19 protein-coding genes are annotated in these 20,193 nt (G+C 60.5%); 10 read left to right on the top strand and 9 right to left on the bottom strand.

Annotated features, from left to right (window positions below; all coding sequences use genetic code 11):
- Positions 1–211 precede the first annotated feature (211 nt).
- Genes A6U98_RS18070 through A6U98_RS18055 form a run of 4 tightly spaced genes read left to right on the top strand, consistent with a single transcriptional unit; the run spans position 212 to position 4,075 of the window.
- A complete protein-coding gene (locus A6U98_RS18070) occupies positions 212–1,159 on the top strand; it encodes a sugar ABC transporter permease (protein ID WP_064651845.1) in 948 nt (315 codons plus the stop codon).
- Between the two features lie 9 nt (positions 1,160–1,168).
- On the top strand, positions 1,169–2,008 hold the full coding sequence (locus A6U98_RS18065; protein WP_064651844.1) for a carbohydrate ABC transporter permease: 840 nt from the start codon (positions 1,169–1,171) through the stop codon (positions 2,006–2,008).
- Complete coding sequence (locus tag A6U98_RS18060; RefSeq protein ID WP_082933928.1) at positions 2,005–3,063, top strand: Gfo/Idh/MocA family oxidoreductase; 1,059 nt, start codon at positions 2,005–2,007, stop codon at positions 3,061–3,063. The genes A6U98_RS18065 and A6U98_RS18060 overlap by 4 nt, the downstream gene beginning before the upstream one ends.
- Before the next feature lie 10 nt (positions 3,064–3,073).
- On the top strand, positions 3,074–4,075 hold the full coding sequence (locus tag A6U98_RS18055) for an ABC transporter ATP-binding protein (RefSeq protein ID WP_064651843.1): 1,002 nt from the start codon (positions 3,074–3,076) through the stop codon (positions 4,073–4,075).
- 72 nt (positions 4,076–4,147) lie between these two features.
- On the opposite strand, the gene A6U98_RS18050 is transcribed toward A6U98_RS18055, so the two are convergent.
- The 6 genes from A6U98_RS18050 to A6U98_RS18025 form a co-directional block, all read right to left on the bottom strand.
- The gene (locus A6U98_RS18050) at positions 4,148–4,453 is read right to left on the bottom strand and encodes an NIPSNAP family protein (protein WP_064651842.1); all 306 of its coding nucleotides are present in this window, start codon (positions 4,451–4,453) and stop codon (positions 4,148–4,150) included.
- Positions 4,454–4,648: 195 nt separating this feature from the next.
- Positions 4,649–5,710 (bottom strand): ABC transporter ATP-binding protein, encoded by a 1,062-nt coding sequence (locus A6U98_RS18045; protein ID WP_064651841.1) that lies wholly within the window; start codon positions 5,708–5,710, stop codon positions 4,649–4,651.
- Positions 5,711–5,722: 12 nt separating this feature from the next.
- Positions 5,723–6,511, bottom strand: coding sequence for an ABC transporter permease (locus A6U98_RS18040; protein WP_064651840.1), 789 nt, complete (start codon positions 6,509–6,511; stop codon positions 5,723–5,725).
- The gene (locus A6U98_RS18035) at positions 6,508–7,401 is read right to left on the bottom strand and encodes an ABC transporter permease subunit (RefSeq protein ID WP_064652265.1); all 894 of its coding nucleotides are present in this window, start codon (positions 7,399–7,401) and stop codon (positions 6,508–6,510) included. The genes A6U98_RS18040 and A6U98_RS18035 overlap by 4 nt, the downstream gene beginning before the upstream one ends.
- A gap of 71 nt (positions 7,402–7,472) precedes the next feature.
- Positions 7,473–8,576 (bottom strand): ABC transporter substrate-binding protein, encoded by a 1,104-nt coding sequence (locus tag A6U98_RS18030; RefSeq protein ID WP_064651839.1) that lies wholly within the window; start codon positions 8,574–8,576, stop codon positions 7,473–7,475.
- Positions 8,577–8,767: 191 nt separating this feature from the next.
- Positions 8,768–9,640, bottom strand: a complete 873-nt coding sequence (locus tag A6U98_RS18025) for a MurR/RpiR family transcriptional regulator (protein ID WP_017961343.1) — start codon at positions 9,638–9,640, stop codon at positions 8,768–8,770.
- Positions 9,641–9,819: 179 nt separating this feature from the next.
- On the opposite strand from A6U98_RS18025, the gene A6U98_RS18020 reads away from it, so the two are divergent.
- The 6 genes from A6U98_RS18020 (at position 9,820) to A6U98_RS17995 (ending at position 17,480) form a co-directional block, all read left to right on the top strand.
- Complete coding sequence (locus A6U98_RS18020) at positions 9,820–10,590, top strand: N-formylglutamate amidohydrolase (RefSeq protein ID WP_064651838.1); 771 nt, start codon at positions 9,820–9,822, stop codon at positions 10,588–10,590.
- 120 nt (positions 10,591–10,710) lie between these two features.
- Positions 10,711–12,267, top strand: a complete 1,557-nt coding sequence (locus tag A6U98_RS18015) for an amino acid permease (protein ID WP_064651837.1) — start codon at positions 10,711–10,713, stop codon at positions 12,265–12,267.
- Positions 12,268–12,414: 147 nt separating this feature from the next.
- Entirely contained in the window at positions 12,415–13,779 is a 1,365-nt protein-coding gene (locus A6U98_RS18010) for a glutamine synthetase family protein (RefSeq protein ID WP_064651836.1), read from the top strand.
- A 238-nt stretch (positions 13,780–14,017) separates the two neighbouring features.
- Entirely contained in the window at positions 14,018–15,403 is a 1,386-nt protein-coding gene (locus A6U98_RS18005; protein WP_064651835.1) for an aldehyde dehydrogenase family protein, read from the top strand.
- The gene (locus A6U98_RS18000) at positions 15,400–16,551 is read left to right on the top strand and encodes an iron-containing alcohol dehydrogenase (protein ID WP_064651834.1); all 1,152 of its coding nucleotides are present in this window, start codon (positions 15,400–15,402) and stop codon (positions 16,549–16,551) included. The genes A6U98_RS18005 and A6U98_RS18000 overlap by 4 nt, the downstream gene beginning before the upstream one ends.
- A 230-nt stretch (positions 16,552–16,781) precedes the next feature.
- The gene (locus A6U98_RS17995; RefSeq protein WP_064651833.1) at positions 16,782–17,480 is read left to right on the top strand and encodes a ParA family protein; all 699 of its coding nucleotides are present in this window, start codon (positions 16,782–16,784) and stop codon (positions 17,478–17,480) included.
- A 56-nt stretch (positions 17,481–17,536) separates the two neighbouring features.
- On the opposite strand, the gene A6U98_RS17990 is transcribed toward A6U98_RS17995, so the two are convergent.
- Genes A6U98_RS17990 through A6U98_RS17980 form a run of 3 tightly spaced genes read right to left on the bottom strand, consistent with a single transcriptional unit; the run spans position 17,537 to position 20,123 of the window.
- A complete protein-coding gene (locus A6U98_RS17990) occupies positions 17,537–18,292 on the bottom strand; it encodes an ABC transporter ATP-binding protein (protein ID WP_064651832.1) in 756 nt (251 codons plus the stop codon).
- Position 18,293: 1 nt separating this feature from the next.
- Positions 18,294–19,133, bottom strand: coding sequence for an ABC transporter permease (locus tag A6U98_RS17985; protein ID WP_064651831.1), 840 nt, complete (start codon positions 19,131–19,133; stop codon positions 18,294–18,296).
- A 21-nt stretch (positions 19,134–19,154) separates the two neighbouring features.
- Entirely contained in the window at positions 19,155–20,123 is a 969-nt protein-coding gene (locus A6U98_RS17980) for an aliphatic sulfonate ABC transporter substrate-binding protein (protein ID WP_064651830.1), read from the bottom strand.
- Between the last annotated feature and the right edge of the window lie 70 nt (positions 20,124–20,193).

The following is a 20,193-nucleotide window of genomic DNA, read 5'->3' as shown; positions in this document are numbered from 1 at the left end:
GAGGGGCGGCGTCGGCCGCCCCTCATTCGGCCAGCCGGCCAACTTCTCCCCGCTTCAGGGAGAAGGAGACTCGCAGCGACCTCCCAGCCCGACATGGCATCAAGGCAGGGCAGTTCCTTCTCCTCGCAGCCGGAGAGAGGGTAGGGGTGAGGCGCAATGTTTTCCATCTGCGCTACGCCTTGTGGCCAGTCGACAAGAACAGGCAAAAGCCATGAGCGAAACCGACAACACGGTCGATATCGTCCCGATCAAGCGCCCGGTGCGCTGGCACATCTTCGTCTTCATGCTGCCGGCCCTGATCGTCTATTCCGCCGTCATGGTGCTGCCGCTCATCGAAACGCTCAGGCTTTCGCTTTACAATACGGTCGACGGACAGCCGGCCTTCGTTGGACTGGCAAATTTCAAGGTGCTGTTCGGCGATCCGCGCTGGGCGCGCGATTTCTGGAATGCGCTGGTCAACAACCTGATCTTCTTTGCCATCCACATGTGCGTGCAGAACCCGATCGGCGTGGCGCTTGCCGCCCTGCTTTCGGTGCCGAAGCTGCGCGGCGTCGCCTTTTACCGCACGGCGATGTTCCTGCCGACGCTCTTATCCTTCGTCATCGTCGGCTTCATCTGGAAGCTGATCCTTTCGCCGATCTGGGGTGTCGCCCCATGGATGCTCGATCTCATTGGTTTGAAATTCCTGTTCGCGCCCTGGCTGGGGCAGTCCGGCCCGGCGCTGATTGCGGTATCGCTGATCTCCAACTGGCAATATATCGGCATTCCGATGATGCTGATCTATGCGGCCCTTCTGAGCATTCCGGAGGAAGTGATCGAGGCGGCCGAATGCGACGGCATCACCGGCTGGGCGCAATTCTGGAAAATCAAGCTGCCGCTCATCCTGCCGGCGATCGGCATCATCTCGATCCTGACCTTCGTCGGCAATTTCAACGCCTTCGATCTGATCTATACCGTGCAGGGGGCGCTCGCCGGGCCTGATATGTCGACCGACATTCTCGGCACGCTGCTTTACCGCACCTTCTTCGGTTTCCAGCTGCAGCTCGGCGACCGCTCGATGGGCGCGACGATCGCCACGGTGATGTTCCTCATCATCCTCGCCGGCGTCTCGCTTTATCTCTTCGTCATCCAGCGGCGCATGCGTCGCTACCAGTTCTGAGGAGCGCGCATGTCCAAGGCACGCACATCTCCCATCCGCACCGGCCTCGTGCACCTGGCGCTGAGCGCCTATACGCTGGTCGCGCTGTTTCCGGTGTTTCTGACCATCATCAACTCGTTCAAGGATCGTGCTTCGATCTTCCGCGAGCCGCTGATGATCCCGACACCATCGACCTTCAGTCTGGTCGGCTATCAGACGGTGCTCGGGCAGGGCGATTTCGCCACCTATTTCCAGAACAGCTTCATCATCACGATCGTCTCGATCCTGCTGGTGTTGCTCTTCGGCGCCATGGCCGCCTTTGCGCTTTCCGAGTACCGTTTCCGCGGCAATATGCTGCTCGGGCTCTACATGGCGATCGGCATCATGATCCCGATCCGTCTCGGCACGGTGGCGATCCTGCAGGGCATGGTGGCGGCCGGCCTCGTCAATACGCTGACGGCGCTGATCCTCGTCTATACCGCGCAGGGCATACCTCTGGCGATCTTCATCCTGTCGGAATTCATGCGCACGGTTTCGGACGATCTGAAGAATGCCGGGCGCATCGACGGGCTTTCCGAATATGCGATCTTCTTCCGCCTGGTGCTGCCGCTGGTGCGCCCGGCGATGGCAACGGTCGCGGTATTCACGATGATCCCGATCTGGAACGATCTCTGGTTCCCGCTAATCCTCGCACCCTCCGAGGCCACCAAGACGGTGACGCTCGGCTCGCAGATCTTCATCGGCCAGTTCGTCACCAATTGGAATGCGGTGCTGGCGGCGCTGTCACTGGCGATCCTGCCGATCCTCGTCCTCTACGTCATCTTCTCGCGGCAGCTGATCCGCGGCATCACGTCAGGAGCCGTCAAGTGACCGAAAAACCGATCCGCGTCCTCGTTGCCGGCCTCGGCAATATGGGCCGCAGCCATGCGCTCGCCTATCACAACAATCCCGGCTTCGAGATCGTCGGTCTCGTCAACCGCTCGACGCCGGAGCTGGCGGCCGAGCTGCAGGGCTACACGATCCATCCCGATTTCACTACGGCGCTGGCCGAGCTGAAGCCGGACCTCTGCTCGATCAACACCTATTCCGACAGCCATGCCGATTATGCGGTCGCCGCCTTCGAGGCGGGCTGCGATGTTTTCGTGGAAAAGCCGCTGGCAACCACCGTCGCAGACGCCGAGCGCGTCGTCGCGGCCGCCAGGAAGGCGGGGCGCAAGCTGGTGATCGGTTACATCCTGCGCCATCACCCCTCCTGGATGAAGCTGATCGAGGAGGCGCGCAAGCTCGGTCCGCCTTATGTCTTCCGCATGAACCTCAATCAGCAGTCCAGCGGCCCGACCTGGGCGACGCACAAGTCGCTGATGCGCACGACGTCGCCGATCGTCGATTGCGGCGTGCATTATGTCGACGTCATGTGCCAGATCACCGACGCCAAGGCCGTCGAGGTGCGTGGCATGGGGCTGCGCATGTCGGAAGAGATCGCCGCCGACATGTATAATTACGGTCACCTGCAGGTGCTGTTTGAGGATGGTTCGGTCGGCTGGTACGAGGCCGGCTGGGGGCCGATGATCTCGGAGACCGCCTTCTTCGTGAAGGATGTGATGTCGCCAAAAGGCGCGGTGTCGATCGTCATGGATCCGAACGCCAAGTCCGACGATATCGATACGCACACAAAGACCTCGGTGATCCGCTTGCACACGGCCGAAACCGGCCCGGACGGCAAGTTCATCCGGCCTGACCAGGACATGACAATGGAAGGCGAGCCGGGTCATCAGGCGCTCTGCGACCTGGAACAGGCCTTCATGCTGAGGGCGATCCGCGAGGATCTGGACCTCGACCGCCATATGGCGGATGCGGTGGCATCGCTGCGCATCTGCCTTGCCGCCGACGAGAGCGTGCGCACCGGCCAGCCGGTCAGATTATAAGGAAAGACCCGTGGGATCGCTTCAACTCAAATCCATCCGCAAGACCTATGGCACGCATGAAGTGCTGAAAGGCATCGACCTCGAGGTCAAGGACGGCGAATTCGTCATCTTCGTCGGGCCGTCGGGCTGTGGGAAGTCGACGCTGCTGCGCAGCATCGCTGGCCTCGAAGATGTCACGTCAGGCGCCGTCATCATCAATGGCCGCGATGAGACGCTGACGCCGCCGGCCAAGCGCGGCATCGCCATGGTGTTCCAATCCTACGCGCTTTATCCGCATCTGACGGTCAAGGACAATATGGGGCTCGGTCTCAAGCAGGCCGGCACCGCCAAGGACGAGATCGACAAGCGTGTCGGCAAGGCATCCGGCATGCTCTCGCTGGAACCCTATCTGGCGCGGCGGCCGGCCGAGCTCTCCGGCGGCCAACGCCAGCGCGTCGCCATCGGCCGTGCCATCGTGCGCGAACCGGAGCTCTTCCTGTTCGACGAACCGCTGTCGAACCTCGATGCGGCGCTACGCGTCCAGACCCGCCTCGAAATTGCCCGGCTGCACCGCAGCCTGAAGGCGACGATGATCTATGTCACCCACGACCAGGTCGAGGCGATGACGCTTGCCGACAAGATCGTCGTCTTGAATGCCGGGGCGATCGAGCAGATCGGTTCGCCGATGGAACTCTACAAACGACCGGCCAATGTCTTCGTTGCCGGCTTCATCGGCTCGCCGCAGATGAATTTTATCGCGGCCGAGAAGGTCGGCGATCACAGCGCCAAGACGATCGGCGTGCGTCCCGAACACCTGACGTTGTCGCGCGAACAGGGGACTTGGGCTGCGAAGGTCGTGCATGTCGAGCATCTCGGCGCCGACACGATCATCTATCTGGAATCTGATCAATGCGGCCTGTTGACGGCGCGTCTTTTCGGCGAGCACCAGTATGAGCCGGACGAGATCGTCTATGCGACCCCGGACCAGGCGCATGTGCACCGCTTCGATGTGGATGACCAGGCGATCCGCTGAGCGGATGACAGAATGCAAAAGCCCCGCCAGTGTGCGGGGCTTTTTCATGTCCAGTCTGCGTGCGCGGGTTGATCAGCCGAGCACAGGCCGCATGAAGCTGCGTTCATAGCTGACGATACTGCGGTTGCGTTTGTCGAGATCGAAAGCCGCCTGACATTCCGGATCGCTTGCCATGCGTGTGCGATAATCCTCGTAGGCGGCAAGGCTCGGGAAAGAAAACAAGGCAACGGCAATATTGTTGGCGCCTTCGGACGGCAGGAAATAACCGTGATGGATGCCACCCATCCTGTTGACGATCGGAATCCAGAGCCGGGCATATTCCTCGAATTCGGCAAGCTTGTACGGATCGATCACATAACGCAGGTGGCAGGTAATCATTGACATATCCCATTTTCTTAAAATGCCAGGCGGAGGGCTACCCGGCTCTGTTGCTTGCTTAACTTCTGGCACCGACCTCTGAGAGTTCAAGTGCCTTGTGGTGATGGCTGCATCACGATTGCTGACGGGTCGGACGAGCTGAAATGAAAAAGGCGCCGTTTCGCGGCGCCTTTTGCCTCAGCAGTATTGTCGAAATCAGTCGCGGATGATCAGCAGGTCGGCTGCCATGAAGCGCAGGGTTACCGTTTCGCCGGCCTGCGGCGGGGTGGTGCCCGGGCTGTTGAACATGTCGAAGGAGATGACGTTGCCGCCAACATTCATGCGGGTGCGGATGACTGATCCCAGGAAGTGCGCCGAAACGACCTGACCGGTCAGCGCCGTGTCGCTCTTGACGCTGTCGGAGAGCGAGCCAGCTTCCGGACGCAGCGCCAGCGAGATGGTTTCGCCAGCCTTGTGAGCGGCGACCGACTGCTTCAGCGTGATACCCTGATCGCCGATCTGGATGCGGTTGGTGTCGGGATCGACGACCGTGGCTTCGATGAGGTTCAGCGTGCCGACGAAGGAGGCGACGAAGCGCGTCGCCGGCGTGTTGTAGATCTCGAAGGGCGAACCGATCTGGTCGGCCTTGCCGGCATTCATGACGACGATGCGGTCGGAGATCGACAGGGCTTCTTCCTGATCATGAGTGACGAAGACCGTGGTGATGCCGAGCTGCTGCTGGATCTGGCGGATTTCCTCGCGCAGCGATACGCGGATCTTGGCGTCGAGCGCGGAGAGCGGCTCGTCGAGCAACAGCACCTGCGGCTTGACGGCAAGCGCGCGGGCAAGGGCGACACGCTGCTGCTGGCCGCCCGATAGTTGATAGGGGAAGCGGTCGGCCAGATGATCGAGCTTGATCAGGCCGAGCATTTCCTTGACGCGGGCGTCGATCTCAGGCTTCGGCGCGCCGGCGACCTTGAGGCCGAAGGCGACATTGTCGTGCACGGTCATGTTGGGGAACAGCGCGTAGGCCTGGAAGACCATGCCGATATTCCGCTGGTTCGGCTTCAGCGAGCTCTGATCCTTGCCATTGATGGTCAGCGTGCCGCCGGTCGGCGTTTCGAAGCCGGCGATCATGCGCAGGACGGTCGTCTTGCCGCAGCCTGACGGGCCGAGAAAGGAGATAAACTCACCCTTTTCGATCGTCATGTTGAAGTTCTTGACGACCTGCACCGGGCCGAAGGATTTCTGAATGTTGGTCAGTGTGAGAAAGGACATGAACCAGATACCTTAAGCCTTTGCCGGGCGGGCTTTGCCGACGCGGGAAACGAGGTTGAGTAGGCCCATGCTGAGCCAGGTGATCGAGAAGGCGATGACGGCGAGCGCCGAAGGCTCATAGGCCTTGTTGGCGCCGACGAGCTGCAGGTAGGGACCGAAGGCCGGACGGTTAAGCAGTGCGGCAAAGGTGAATTCGCCCATGACGATTGCGAGCGTGATGAAAGCGCCTGAGAGCACGCCGCTCATGACGTTCGGGAAAATGCACTTGAACATGATGGTCGTCCATCGGGCGCCGAGGCTTTCGGCCGCTTCCGTCAGCGTGCGGACATCGATGGCGCGCATGGCGGTATCGACGGCGCGGTACATGTAGGGCAGGGACAGGGTGATATAGGAGAAGACCAGCAGGATGTTGGTGCCGGTCGTCGAACCCGTCAGCGGCAGGTAGGACGACGAATTGTACATCCTGAGGTAACCAAAGACGATCACGATTGCCGGAATGACAAGCGGCAGCAGCGTGATGAATTCGACGACGGGGCGCATCTGCGGCAGCCGCAGCCGCACCCAATAGGCCGTTGGCACGACGAGCAGCATGCCGAAGACGATGGTGAGTAGCGCCATCAGCATGGAATAGCCGAAGGTCTCGCGGAACTGAATGTCTGAGAAGACCGATTGATAGGCGTCGAAGCTGTATTCGCCGCGGCGCATGCGCAGCGAAAACTCGATTGTGCCGATCAGCGGGATGATAAAGTAGGACGCGCCGAGAATGATCGCGATCCAGGCTCCGAGACGTTGAGCTTTCATTTCTGCCACCGTTCGGCGCGCATGCGCAGCAGGAGATAAAGGACGTTGGAGACGCCGGTGATGACGATCATGCCGAGCGCGATGGCGTAACCGAGGTTGGCATTATGCAGAACGTCGCCGCGGATCTGCGCATAAAGCAGGATCGGCACGATGTTCAGCGAGCTGCCGGTCAGCGCAAAGGCTGTGGCGATGGCGCCGAAGGCATTGGCGAAGAGCAGCAGCGTGGTGCCGAGCAGGCTCGGCCAGAGGATCGGCAGCGCGACCATCGTCCAGTATTGGCGGTTGGTGGCGCCGAGAATCTGCGAGGCTTCGCGCCATTCCTTCTTCATGCCGTCGAGGGCGGGCGTCAGGATCAGCACCATCAGTGGGATCTGGAAATACATATAGGTGATGGTGAGGCCGAAGAAGGACAGCAGGTTGAAACCGGTGCCGTAGAGATTGAAGCCGAACCATTCGCGCAGGAAGATCGTCACAAGACCGGTGCGGCCGAGCGTTGCGAGGAAGGCGAAGGCGAGCGGCACGCCGGCGAAATTCGAGGCGACGCCGGAGAAGGTCAGCAGTGTCGAGCGTACGGAGGCGGGCAGGCCGCCGAGCACGACGGCCCAGGCAAGGAAAAACCCGATCAATGCGCCGCCGAGGGCGGAGGCGACCGAGACGCGGATACTGATCCAGTAAGCGCTCATGATCGATGGCGTAAAAAGATCGCCGATATTCTTCAGCGTGAAATCGCCCTCGGGCGTTAGGAACGCGCCCACCACGAGATAAAGCGTGGGGATGATCAGGAATAGCAGGGAGAAAATAATGAAGGGTGCGATGCCCAGCCAGTCGATCACGCGGTCTTTGTTGATCAAGGGGGCACTGCTCGCCATCGGCGTTGAAACGGTGCTCATGGAAAAGCTCATCCTGGGGCGTCGGAGTGAGAAAACCTCCCCGCCTTGCGGCGGGGAGGCAGGATCAAAGTTTACTGAACGTTGGCGCCGACGACGGAATCCCAGTTCTTGGTGATGGTTTCCTTGCCGGCGGCCTGCTCTTCCAGCGTCGGGAAGACAGCCTTTTCGTAGGCTGCCGCCGGCGGCAGCTTGTCGAGCAGTTCCTTCGGGATCTTGTTGTTCTTGGCAAGATCGTTGAAGCGGATCGGGTGGCAATAGCCCTTCAGCCAGCCGAGCTGACCTTCGTCGGAGTAGAGGTATTCCATCCAGAGCTTGGCAGCGTTCGGGTGCGGAGCGAAGGCGGAAATCGCCTGAACGTAGACGCCGGCAACGACGCCGGTCTTCGGAACGACGACCTCGAACGGAGGATTGCCCTTCAGGCCTTCGCCCCACGAGAGGGCGTTGTAGTCCCAGGCGATGACGATCGGCGTGGAGCCCTGCGCGAAGGGAGCAGCCTTGCCGACGACCGGCACGAAATTGCCGCTCTTGTTCAGTTCGGCGAAGAACTTCAGGCCTTCTTCGCCTGCCTTGGCCGCGTCGCCGCCGGATGCGGAAAGACCAGCGGCATAGACGCCCTGGACAGCCTGGTTGGCGCTGCGCGGATCGCCTGCAAGGGCGACGCTGTTTGCATAATCGCTCTTCTTCAGGTCGGCCCAGTCAGCCGGCGATTCCTTCACGAGATCCTTGTTCACCAGGAGCGCGAGAACGCCGTAATAGTCGCCAAACCAATAGCCTTCAGCATCCTTGGCGCTGTCAGGAATGGAATCCCAGGTGGAGACCTTATAAGGCTGGATCAGGCCGTCTTTCTTGGCGGACGGGCCGAAAGAGAGGCCGACGTCGATGACGTCAGGAGCCTGCGGGCCGGTGTTGCCCTTGTTGGCCTTGATGGCTTCGATTTCGTCGCCCGAACTTGCGTCCGGGTTCAGTTCGTTGACCTCGAGGCCGTACTTGGCCTTGAAGCCGGCAATAACGTCGCCATAGCCGCACCAGCTGTGCGGCAGAGCGATCGTCGTCAGGCTGCCTTCTTTTTTGGCGGCGGCGATAAGTTCAGCGCTCGGCTCGGCGGAGGCAATCGCGGTCGAGGCCACGATCATCGCAGTAGAAAGCGACAGAAGTCGAGAAATGTTAGAGATCACTGTTGTTCTCCTTCGGGTTTTCAGTGTCTGGCGATGCTGTTAATGAGATTACATGAAGCTTGTGTGACAGTTCGATGACGTTAATTCTGCTGTGAATAGCGGGGGTTGCGACAAATGTTTTATTTGCGACAACGCCGTCTGTTTCCGCGAAAAATCCGCCATTGTTTTTCTTCTGTTTTAGTCTTGTCCTCCTAACCCGGTTTACGGAAAAGCCTGGTCTGCTCGAACAGGCCTTCCAGTGTCTTCATGCGCTCCTTCGTCTCGTCCCAGGTCGAATTCTGAACGGCCTCGATCAGCGCTTCGACGATGAAAAGGGTGACGACGGAGGAATCCCAAGCCGACGGCGCCTCGATCCGGACGCGGAAGGCATGCCTGGCGAGCTTGGCGGCCGGCGAACCCCACTGGTCGGTGAAGACGATGATTTCGGCGCCGCGTTTGCGGGCGGCGGTCGCAAGGCTCACCATCTCCTGCTCATAGCGGCGGATGTCGAAGATGATCAGGATGTCGCCGGCATTCATGTTGAGGACATATTGCGGCCAGCTGCTGGAATTCGACGATAGCAGCGTCGTTGCCGGCCGGATCACCTGCATATGGGTGAAGAAATATTCGGCAAGCGCGCCGGTGATGCGGCCGCCAACGAAATAAAGGCCGCGCTTGCGGTCGGACAGCAGCGCGGCAACGCTGTCGAACGTCGCGGTGTCGAGATCGGTCAGCGTCTGGCGCAGATTGCCCATGATGGCATCGGCGAAACGGTTGAGAATATGGGTGCCTGGTGCGTTCTGCGCCCAGCGGTCGTGCTTGGCGATCGGGTTCGAGATCGTCGCCTCGACTTCCTGATGCAGATGCGCTTGAAAGTCCGGATAACCCTTGAAGCCGAGTTTCTGCACCATACGCACGACGGTCGGCGTCGAGACGCCGGCATTCTCGGCAATCGTGGTAATGCTGCCGAGGCCGGATACCGGATAATTGTCGAGAAGGCTTTCGGCCAACTGCTTCTCGGCGCGCGTCAACACCCCCAAATGCGAGTGTATGACGTCCGAAACCGTCTTCGACGCAACTGTCACGTAACTATGCTCCCCGGGATGGTCTGGCGCCACTTTCCCACTCAAAGTTAACAACGCTGTCATAATCCATGTCAACCACTGTCATGAAAAGAAATTTTCAGTGGATGCTTGACACCAGTTGAAACCTGAAGAATTCTTTTCTTCATCAAGAATTTGTTAAGGGATAAGGAGTGGCGCCTTTGGTGCTGGCCCGGCCGAAAATCCTCAGTGAAGCGGACGGTGACTGCGTCGGGATCGAGCGCATCCACGGCCGGAGTCCGGTGCTTCTGGTCTGCGAGCACGCTTCGAATGCGCTTCCGGTCGTTTTCGGCGATCTCGGCCTGCCCAACGAAGCGCTCTCCAGCCACATTGCCTGGGACCCGGGCGCGCTGGCGGTCGCCCGCATCCTATCGGCAGGGCTTGACGCGACGCTCGTTTACCAGCGGTTCTCCCGGCTTATCTACGACTGCAACCGGCCGCCCAGTTCACCCGGCGCCATGCCGGAGACCAGCGAGATCTACGCCATTCCAGGCAACAAGGATTTGAGCCCCGAAGAACGGCTCGCGCGAACCGACTCGCTCTACGTGCCTTTCCACGACGCCATTCGCGGGCTGATCCGCGATCGCCGGGCGAGGGGGCAGGACAGCATCATCGTGACGATGCACAGCTTCACGCCTATCTATCACGGTCGCGAACGCGCCGTCGAACTCGGCATATTGCATGATGAGGACAGCCGGCTCGCCGACCGCATGCTGGAGGTTGCGGCCGAGGCGCCGCTTTACAGAACGGAACGCAACGAGCCTTACGGCCCTGAGGACGGCGTGACCCACACGCTGATCCTGCACGGGCTTTCGAACGGCTTGCGCAACGTGATGATCGAGGTCCGTAACGACCTCATCGCAGACGATACCGGCCAAGGGGTCATGGCCGACTATCTGAAAGGGCTGCTCCAGCAAAGCCTGGACGCCTGACATAACAAGAAGACCCGAGGGAGCAGTTTAACTGCGGACGTCCGCACGGCGAAAATGCCGCGGACAATTGGCACTGAACCGGCCCGCAATCCCGCGGCCGGTCGTGAACAGGGGGAAGTCATGTCGGATTATACCGAACTGGACAAGAAGCAGGATGTGCACATCCTGCATTCCATGGGTTATGCCCAGGAACTCGAACGACGCATGAGTTCGTTCTCGAACTTCGCCGTATCATTCTCCATCATCTGCATTCTCTCCGGTGGCATCAACTCGCTGGCGCAGGCGACCTCGGGCGCCGGCGGCGCCGCCATCGGCATCGGCTGGCCGGTCGGCTGCTTCATCTCGCTCGTCTTCGCCATCGGCATGGCGCAGATCAGCTCGGCCTATCCGACGGCCGGCGGCCTCTATCACTGGAGCTCGATCCTCGGAAACCGTTTCACCGGCTGGGTGACCGCCTGGTTCAACCTGCTCGGTCTCGTCACAGTGCTCGGCGCCATCAATGTCGGCACCTATTATTTCTTCATGGGGTCGTTCGGCACCAGCTATTTCGGACTGACCGACACGATAGCGGTGCGCATCATCTTCCTCGTGGTCATCACCGGCGCGCAGGCGCTCGTGAACCACATGGGCATCGGACTGACCGCGAAGCTGACCGATTTCTCGGGTTATCTCATCTTCGCGACCGCTATCGCGCTGTCGGCCGTCTGCCTCATCGCAGCGCCCTCCTACGAGATCGGCCGTCTCTTCACTTTTGCCAACTATTCCGGCGAAGTCGGGGGCAACGTCTGGCCTTCCACCTCGGGCGCCTGGGTCTTCCTTCTCGGCTTGCTGCTGCCGATCTACACCATCACCGGCTATGACGCCTCGGCGCATACATCGGAAGAGACTGTCAAGGCTGCCGAATCGGTTCCGCGCGGCATGGTCTCCTCCGTCCTGTGGTCGGCTCTTTTCGGCTACATCATGCTGTGCGCCTTCGTTCTGATGCTGCCGAACATGGACGATGCGGCAAAGCAGGGCTGGAACGTGTTCTTCTGGGCGATGGACAGCCAGGTCAACCCGATCGTCAAGGATATTCTCTACCTCGCGATCCTGGTCAGCCAGTGGCTGTGCGGTCTTGCCACCGTCACCTCGGTCTCGCGCATGATCTTCGCCTTCTCGCGTGATGGTGGTCTGCCGGCATCGAAGGCCTTGTCGAAGGTCAGCCCGCAATACCGCACGCCGGTGGCTGCGATCTGGACCGGCTCGATTCTGTCGGTTCTGTTCGTCTGGGGTTCCTCGCTCGTTTCGATCGGCGACACGCCAGTCTATACGATCGTCGTCTCGTGCACCGTCATCTTCCTGTTCTTCTCCTTCGCGATCCCGATCACGCTCGGCCTGTTCGCCTGGGGCACGTCGAAGTGGGACAAGATGGGGCCGTGGAACCTCGGCGAAGGCGTCTTCAAGCTCTTTGCCGTGCTGACCGTCATCGCGATGATCCTGATCTTCATTCTCGGCATTCAGCCGCCGAACGAATGGGCGCTCTACATCACCGTTGGTTTCCTGGTTCTGACGGCAATCGTTTGGTTCGGTTTCGAAAGCCGGCGCTTCAAGGGGCCACCGATCGGCGCCGAAGTGGCAAAGCGCCAGGCCGATATCGCGGCCGCCGAAGCAGCCGTCGGCGAGAGCGGCGAAAAGTAAGCATCGAGGCTTCCCTCTCAAATGGCGGGGCCGCATCCTGCGGCCCCATCACCGGTTCAACGAAAAGGCATCAGGCTGCAAAGCCCGGCCGAGCGCATGCGATTTCGTTGCCCCGATTTTTTCAATCCCAATTCAGGCGGATCAATCATGAGCAGCTACACAATCGACGACCTCAGGAAGGATGTTGCCGAAGGGCGCATCGACACGGTTCTGGCCTGCCAGGTGGATATGCAGGGCCGGCTGATGGGCAAGCGTTTCCAGGCGGAATATTTCGTCGAGAGCGCCTGGAAGGAAACGCACAGCTGCAACTACCTGATCGCCACCGACATGGAGATGGAGACCGTCTCCGGCTACAAGGCGACGAGCTGGGAGAAGGGATACGGTGACTACACGATGAAGCCGGATCTTGCGACGCTGCGTCGCATTCCCTGGCTGGAAGGTACCGCGCTGGTGCTCTGCGATATGCTTGACCATCATACGCACGAGGAGGTCGCCCACTCGCCGCGCGCGATCCTGAAGAAGCAGGTAAAGCGGCTCGAGGATATGGGCATGAAGGCGTATATGGCCTCCGAGCTCGAATTCTTCCTGTTCGACCAGACCTACGAGGCGGCGCAGGCTTCGGGCTACCGCAATCTCAAGCTCGTCAGCGCCTATAACGAGGATTACCACATCTTCCAGACCACCAAGGAAGAAGAGGTGATGCGGGCGATCCGCACCGGGCTGCAGGGCGCCGGCATTCCGGTCGAGAACTCCAAGGGCGAAGCTTCGGCCGGCCAGGAGGAGATCAACGTGCGCTACGCCGATGCGCTTGCTATGGCCGACCGGCACGCGATCATCAAGAACGGCTGCAAGGAGATCGCCTGGTCGAAGGGCAAGGCCATCACATTCCTGGCCAAGTGGAATTACAATGCAGCCGGAAGTTCTTCGCATATCCATCAGTCGCTTTGGAGCCTGGAGGAAAAGCCGCTGTTCTTCGACCATACCGGCAAATACGGCATGTCGCCGCTGATGCACAATTACGTCGCCGGGCTTCTCGCCCATGCGAGCGAGATCACCTATTTCCTGGCGCCCTACATCAACTCCTACAAGCGCTTCATGGCCGGCACGTTTGCGCCGACCAAGGCGATCTGGAGCAAGGACAACCGCACCGCCGGCTACCGGCTCTGCGGCGAGGAGACCAAGGGAATCCGTATCGAGTGCCGCGTCGGCGGCTCCGATCTCAACCCCTATCTTGCCTTCGCCGCGCTGCTTGCCGCGGGCATTGACGGCATCGAGAACAAGTTGGAACTCGAAGCCCCCTTCGTCGGCGACGCCTATGGCGGCAAGGGCGTTCGTGAGATCCCGCGCACGCTGCGCGCGGCCACGACGGAAATGACGGAATCGGCAATGCTGCGCAAAGCCTTCGGCGATGACGTGATCGACCATTACACCCGCGCTGCCGAATGGGAGCAGGAAGAATACGATCGCCGCATCACCGACTGGGAAGTGGCGCGCGGTTTCGAAAGAGCTTAATAGGCGTTTTGCGGGTTGCCCTCACCCTAACCTTGCCGGGGTCGAGCCACTGGTCTCGACCCGTCCTACGGACCCCCGTAAAAATGGGGAGAGGGGACGTGCCAAACGCAGCGTCGATGTTGGGGAAAGCCGGTGCGGCATATCCCCTTCGCCCCGTTTACGGGGAGAAGGCGCCGGCAGGCGGATGCGGGGCTGTCGCCCACCCAAATTTTGAATAGTAAGAGGACAGGAATAGATCATGGCAATGATCCAATGCATTTCACCGGTTGACGGGTCGGTCTATGCCGAACGCGTAGCCCTTTCTCTCGATGCCGCCAAGGACGTGGTGGCGCGCGCCCGCAAGGCGCAGAAAGCCTGGGCGAAACGGCCGCTCGAAGAGCGTGTGCAACTGGTGTTGAAGGGTGCTGCGCGGCTGAACGAGATGTCCGACGTCGTCGTGCCGGAGCTTGCCTGGCAGATGGGCCGGCCGGTCAAGTATGGCGGCGAATACAAGGGTTTCAACGAGCGCTCCAACTATGTCGCTTCGATCGCGGCGGATGCGCTGGCGCCTGTCGTGGTCGAGGAGAGCGAGCGTTTCGAACGGCGCATCGAGCGCGAGGCACATGGCGTTGTCTTCGTCGTCGCGCCGTGGAACTATCCCTATATGACGGCGATCAATACGATCGCGCCGGCGCTGATGGCCGGCAATACCGTGGTGCTGAAACATGCGTCGCAGACACTGCTGGTCGGTGAGCGGCTGGTGCAGGCCTTCATCGAGGCCGGCGTTCCCGAGGATGTGTTCCAGAACGTCTTCCTCGACCATGAAACGACATCAGCGCTGATTGCCGCCGGCAGCTTCAATTTCGTCAACTTCACCGGATCGGTCGAAGGCGGGCGGTCGATGGAGCGGGCGGCTGCCGGCACCTTCACCGGACTTGGCCTCGAACTCGGCGGCAAGGATCCGGGTTATGTCATGGAGGACGCCGATCTCGAGGCGGCCGTCGACACGCTGATGGACGGCGCGACCTACAATTCCGGCCAGTGCTGCTGCGGCATCGAGCGCATCTACGTCCATGAATCGCTCTATGACGCCTTCGTCGAGAAGTCGGTTGCCTGGGTGTCGAACTACAAGCTCGGCAATCCTCTCGATCCCGATACCTCGCTCGGGCCGATGGCGCATAAGCGCTTCGCCAAGGTGGTGCGCGAGCAGATCGCCGATGCGGTTTCCAAGGGCGCCAAAGCGCTTGTCGATCCCAAGCTTTTCCCCCAGGATGACGGCGGCGCCTATCTTGCACCGCAGATTCTCGTCGACGTCGACCACTCCATGGCCTTCATGCGCGAAGAGACTTTCGGTCCGGCGGTCGGCATCATGAAGGTGAAGAGCGATGAGGAGGCACTCGCTTTAATGAACGACAGCCACTACGGGCTGACGGCCTCGCTCTGGACCAGGGATGTCGAGCGGGCAGGGCGGCTCGGCCGCGAGATCGAAACCGGCACCGTTTTCATGAACCGCGCGGACTATCTCGACCCGGCACTTTGCTGGACCGGCGTCAAGGAGACCGGCCGCGGCGGCTCGCTGTCGATCATCGGCTTCCAAAATCTGACGCGTCCGAAATCCTTCCATCTGAAGAAAGTCACAGCATGAGCAGCAACATCACCGCAAACTGGAGCTACCCGACATCGGTCAAGCTCGGCCGGGGCCGCATCACCGAACTGGCCGACGCCTGCAAGAGCCTCGGCATCAAGAAGCCGCTGCTCGTCACCGACCGCGGCCTTGCCTCGATGGCGATCACCAAGACTGCGCTCGATATCCTCGAAGATGCCGGTCTCGGCCGGGCGATCTTTGCCGATGTCGATCCGAACCCGAACGAGAAGAACCTCGACGCCGGCGTCAGGGCCTTCAAGGACGGCGGCCATGACGGCGTCGTTGCTTTCGGTGGCGGCTCCGGCCTCGATCTCGGCAAGTGCGTCGCCTTCATGGCCGGCCAGACGCGGCCGGTCTGGGACTTTGAAGACATCGGCGACTGGTGGACGCGTGCGAGCCTCGAGGGCATCGCCCCGATTGTCGCGGTGCCGACGACGGCAGGCACTGGTTCGGAAGTCGGGCGCGCCAGCGTCATCACCAATTCCGAAACCCATGTGAAGAAGATCATCTTTCATCCGAAGTTCCTGCCTGGCGTCGTCATTTCAGATCCGGAACTGACGGTCGGCATGCCGAAGATCATTACGGCCGGCACCGGCATGGATGCCTTCGCTCATTGCCTGGAGGCCTATTCCTCGCCCTTCTATCACCCGATGTCGGCCGGCATCGCGCTGGAAGGCATGCGTCTCGTCAAGGAATTCCTGCCACGCGCCTACAGGGAAGGCACCGATCTCGAAGCCCGCGCCAACATGATGGCCGCCGCCGCCATGGGCGCCGTCGCCTTCCAGAAGGGGCTTGGCGCCATCCATGCGCTCTCGCATCCGATCGGAGCCGTCTACAACACCCATCACGGCATGACCAATGCGGTGGTGATGCCGGCGGTGCTGCGCTTCAACCGCAAGGCGATCGAGGAGAAGATCGGCCGTGCCGCGGCCTACCTCGGCATTTCAGGCGGTTTCGACGGGTTCTACGATTACGTGCTGAAGCTCCGCTCCGAACTCGGTGTGCCGGAGACGCTGTCGGCGATGGGAATCGCCGCCGACCGCATCGACGAATTGTCGGCCATGGCGATCGAAGATCCGAGTGCAGGCGGCAACCCGGTTGCAATGACGCTCGAAAATACCAAGGTCCTTTTCAGGGATTGCTTCTGACAATATAAGAGCGGACCTTCTGACTGGCCTGGAAAACCTCGGTTTTCCGGGCTTTTTTCGTTGCCGCGATATCCCAAGTTTTAGGGATGTGAAAAATACCGGCTGCAATTTCGCCGCGCGTGTTTCCAATTTGTTAACCATGATTAGAAAGGATGGATTAACCGCACGATGCTCCGAGGGTGCGTAAAAGAGCGATATCGGCTCGCACCATTTCCTTCCGAGGACCGAACATGCCTGTCATCACATTCGCAAATACCAAGGGCGGCGCCGGCAAAACGACCGCTGTTCTGCTGCTCGCGACCGAGCTTGCCCGCAAAGGCTATCGCGTCACCATTCTCGACGCTGATCCGCAGCACTGGATTTCGCGCTGGCACGAAATATCAGGTCATGTGGCCAATCTTTCGGTGATCGATTTCGTCACAACTGCGTCGCTGCCGGTGCATATCAGCGAGAACAAGCACAATACCGACTATTTCATCGTCGACCTGCCGGGTGCGCGCAATCCGCTGCTTGCCACCGCCGTCGGCCTTTCCGACCATGTGCTGATCCCCATTCAGGGCTGTGCGATGGATGCGCGCGGTGGCGCGCAGGTGCTCGAACTGCTGCAGTATCTGGATGAGAAGGCGGGTATCAAGATCGGCCATTCGGTGGTGCTCACCCGCGTCAACTCGATGGTGACGACGCGGGCGCTGCAAGTCGTCAAGTCGCTGCTCAGCGAGCGGCATGTGCCAGTGCTCGATACGGCTATTATCGAACGCTCCGCCTTCCGCGACATTTTCGACTGTGGCGGCACGCTGCACACGATCGATCCCACGCGCGTCAGCAATCTCGACAAGGCGCGGGAAAACGCTACCTGTTTTGCCGAGGAAATAATGCGCAAGCTGCCGGTGAGGCTGGTGGCCTCCGCCCGCATGGCGACGGCAGCCTGAGTTCCCGCATCCTCGAACGAAGTGCGTCCGGTTCGGTCCGCGACGCATTTCGTTTTTCAGGCGCTTGCCGTGCGGCTGCCATCATTGAGAGAATGAGCCAGAAGGTCGGAAAGACGCCTTTTGACTTCGGCCAATTCGTCCGACATGCGATTGCGTTGTCGCGGCAGGCCTATATCGACCACCTCTAGAATGCGTCCCGGCCAGGGGCGCATCACGACGACGCGATCCGCCAAAAGGGCTGCCTCTTCGATATCGTGCGTGACGAGCAGCATCGTCGTGGCATTCACGCGCCATAGATCGATCAGATGATCCTGGAGTTCGACACGCGTCATCGCATCGAGTGCGGAGAAGGGCTCGTCCAAGAGGAGAACGGCCGGCTTCGTCACGAGTGCTCGCGCCAAGGCCACGCGTTGCGCCTGCCCGCCGGACAGCTCCTTTATCCAGCGCTTCTCGTGGCCGCGAAGGCCAATCTTCTCCAGGGCCGACGATACCTGCTCATCCCGTTCGCTGCTTGCCAGATGGCGCAGGCCGAAACCGATATTGTCCGCGACTGTCAGCCATGGAAAGAGCCGGGGCTCCTGGAAGACGATATTCACGAGCGAGTCCGGCTCTGTCAGCAGCCGCCCCTCCAAGCTGATTTCGCCCTGTGTAGGGGCTTCGAGGCCCGACAACAGTCTCAGAAGGGTGCTTTTGCCGCAACCCGATCCTCCGATGACCGCGACCAACTCTCCCTTGCCGATACTGAGGGAGAAGTCTTGCAGAGCATGTGTTCCGTTGGGATAGATCTTCGATAGGGAGCGGATGTCAAGCATGTCAAATCCCGCTCGCGTGGGTGTCGCGCCAGCGCAGGAACGGCGCGCTCGCAATTAGAAGCAGGCTATCGGTCGCCTTGCCGACAACGGCGAAGATCAAAATAGCCGCCAGGATCTGATCCGGCTTTCCGAGTTGCTGACCATCCACCAGAAGATATCCCAGGCCTTCGGATGCGCCCATGAATTCCGCCGCAACGACGAACATCCAACCGAGGCCCAGGCCTGCGCGCAGGGCAAGGATAAAGTCCGGTAGGACCGCCGGCAGCAGGATCAGGCGAATGAGCTCGAAGCCCGAAAGCCGAAAGACGCGACCGACCTCTACGATGCGCCTGTCGACGCCGACGACGGCGCCATAGACTCCTAGATAGACCGGGAAGAAGACGCCAACGGCAATCAGAGCGACTTTGGAGGCCTCGAAAATACCGAACCACAGGATGAACAGCGGCACCCAGGCAATGGAGGGAATGGCTCTCAGAGCCTGCAGGGTCGGATCCAGCAGACGTGCGAGCGGTTTGGAGTACCCGGTCAGCGCCCCAAGAGCGGTCCCCGCCAGTGACCCGAAGGCGAAGCCGATCGCCACTCTGCGCAACGTCGCGCCGACATGCGTTGCCAGGTCGCCGGAGGCCGCCAGCGCATAGACCGTATAGAGAATTTTCGAGGGCGGGGGCATCAAACGACCTCCGACTATTCCCGCACGAACAAGGATTTCCCAGGCGGCAAACAACACAACTGGAAACACGATTCCGACAATCGGGCGATCGAAAGGCGAAACCCGGCGCTGCCGGGTCTCCCTTCCTGTTTCCGCATTGTGCCATGACAGCGCGATGTGCACCAAGGACATGGAAACGTTCTTTCTACCGCTTCACTGGCCGAGAGCGGCCGAGGCGTAGCTGGGATCGACCAGCGACGATACGGTCTTGACGACATCGACATCCGCCTTGATGACGTCGGCCTTTTGCAAAGCGATACCCGCTGCCTCGATCGTCTCGCGCTGTGCATCGCCGATCACGGAATAGGTGAGGTTCGTGCGCTCCAGCTGGCGCTCTATCACCGTGTCGGGCAGCTTGGTGGCGGCAACGAGGGCGGCTTTGAGCTTGGTCGGATCTTTCAGAGCTTCAATGCGCGCCTTCTCGTAGGAAGCAAGCACGCGTTTGACGAGATCAGGATGCGCGATAGCAAACTCTTCGCGCACGTTAAGCACGCCCCAGCTGTTGTTTTCCGGCTTGCGATAGAACAGCACATCGCCATCTTCAATCTCGGCGGAGGCCATGATCGGATCGAGGCCGGCCCAAGCGTCGACGTCGCCCCGCTTCAGGGCAAGGCGGCCGTCCGCGTGCTGTAGCAGAACAAGCGAAACGTCCTTTTCAGTCAGGCCAGCATCGGCGAGGGCGCGCACCAGGAAAATGTGCGGGTCGGTGCCGCGCGTCACGGCGATGGACTTGCCCTTGAGGTCCTGGACCTTGGTGATGCCGGTATCCTTGCGTGTTACGAGCGCAGTCCATTCTGGACGCGAATACACATAGATGGATTTGATCGGGTTGCCGTTGACGCGGCCGATCAATGCAGCCGCACCCGCCGTCGAGCCAAAGTCGAGGGAGCCGGCATTCAGGAATTCCAGGGCTTTGTTGGAGCCTGCGGACTGGACCCAGGTTATCTTGATCCCATCTTTTTCGAATTCCTTTTCCAGGATGCCTTCATCCTTCAGAATGAGGCTGACCGGGTTGTAGGTCGCCCAGTCCACGCGAATTTCCGAGACGTCGGCAGCCTGCGCGGCGCCGACTGCGACCAAACCCGCCAAAACGCTTAAAGCCAATCGAACAAGCGATTTCATACGACCTCCAAAAATGTTAGGAGTTGAAATCTACAGATTTAATAGCTTTTGGCGCGCTTTCGGGTTCCAA

This window comes from Rhizobium sp. WYCCWR10014 (assembly GCF_001657485.1).
Lineage (GTDB): Bacteria > Pseudomonadota > Alphaproteobacteria > Rhizobiales > Rhizobiaceae > Rhizobium.
Note: the sequence above shows the minus strand (reverse complement) of the source record. Positions and strands in the feature narration are given on the sequence as shown.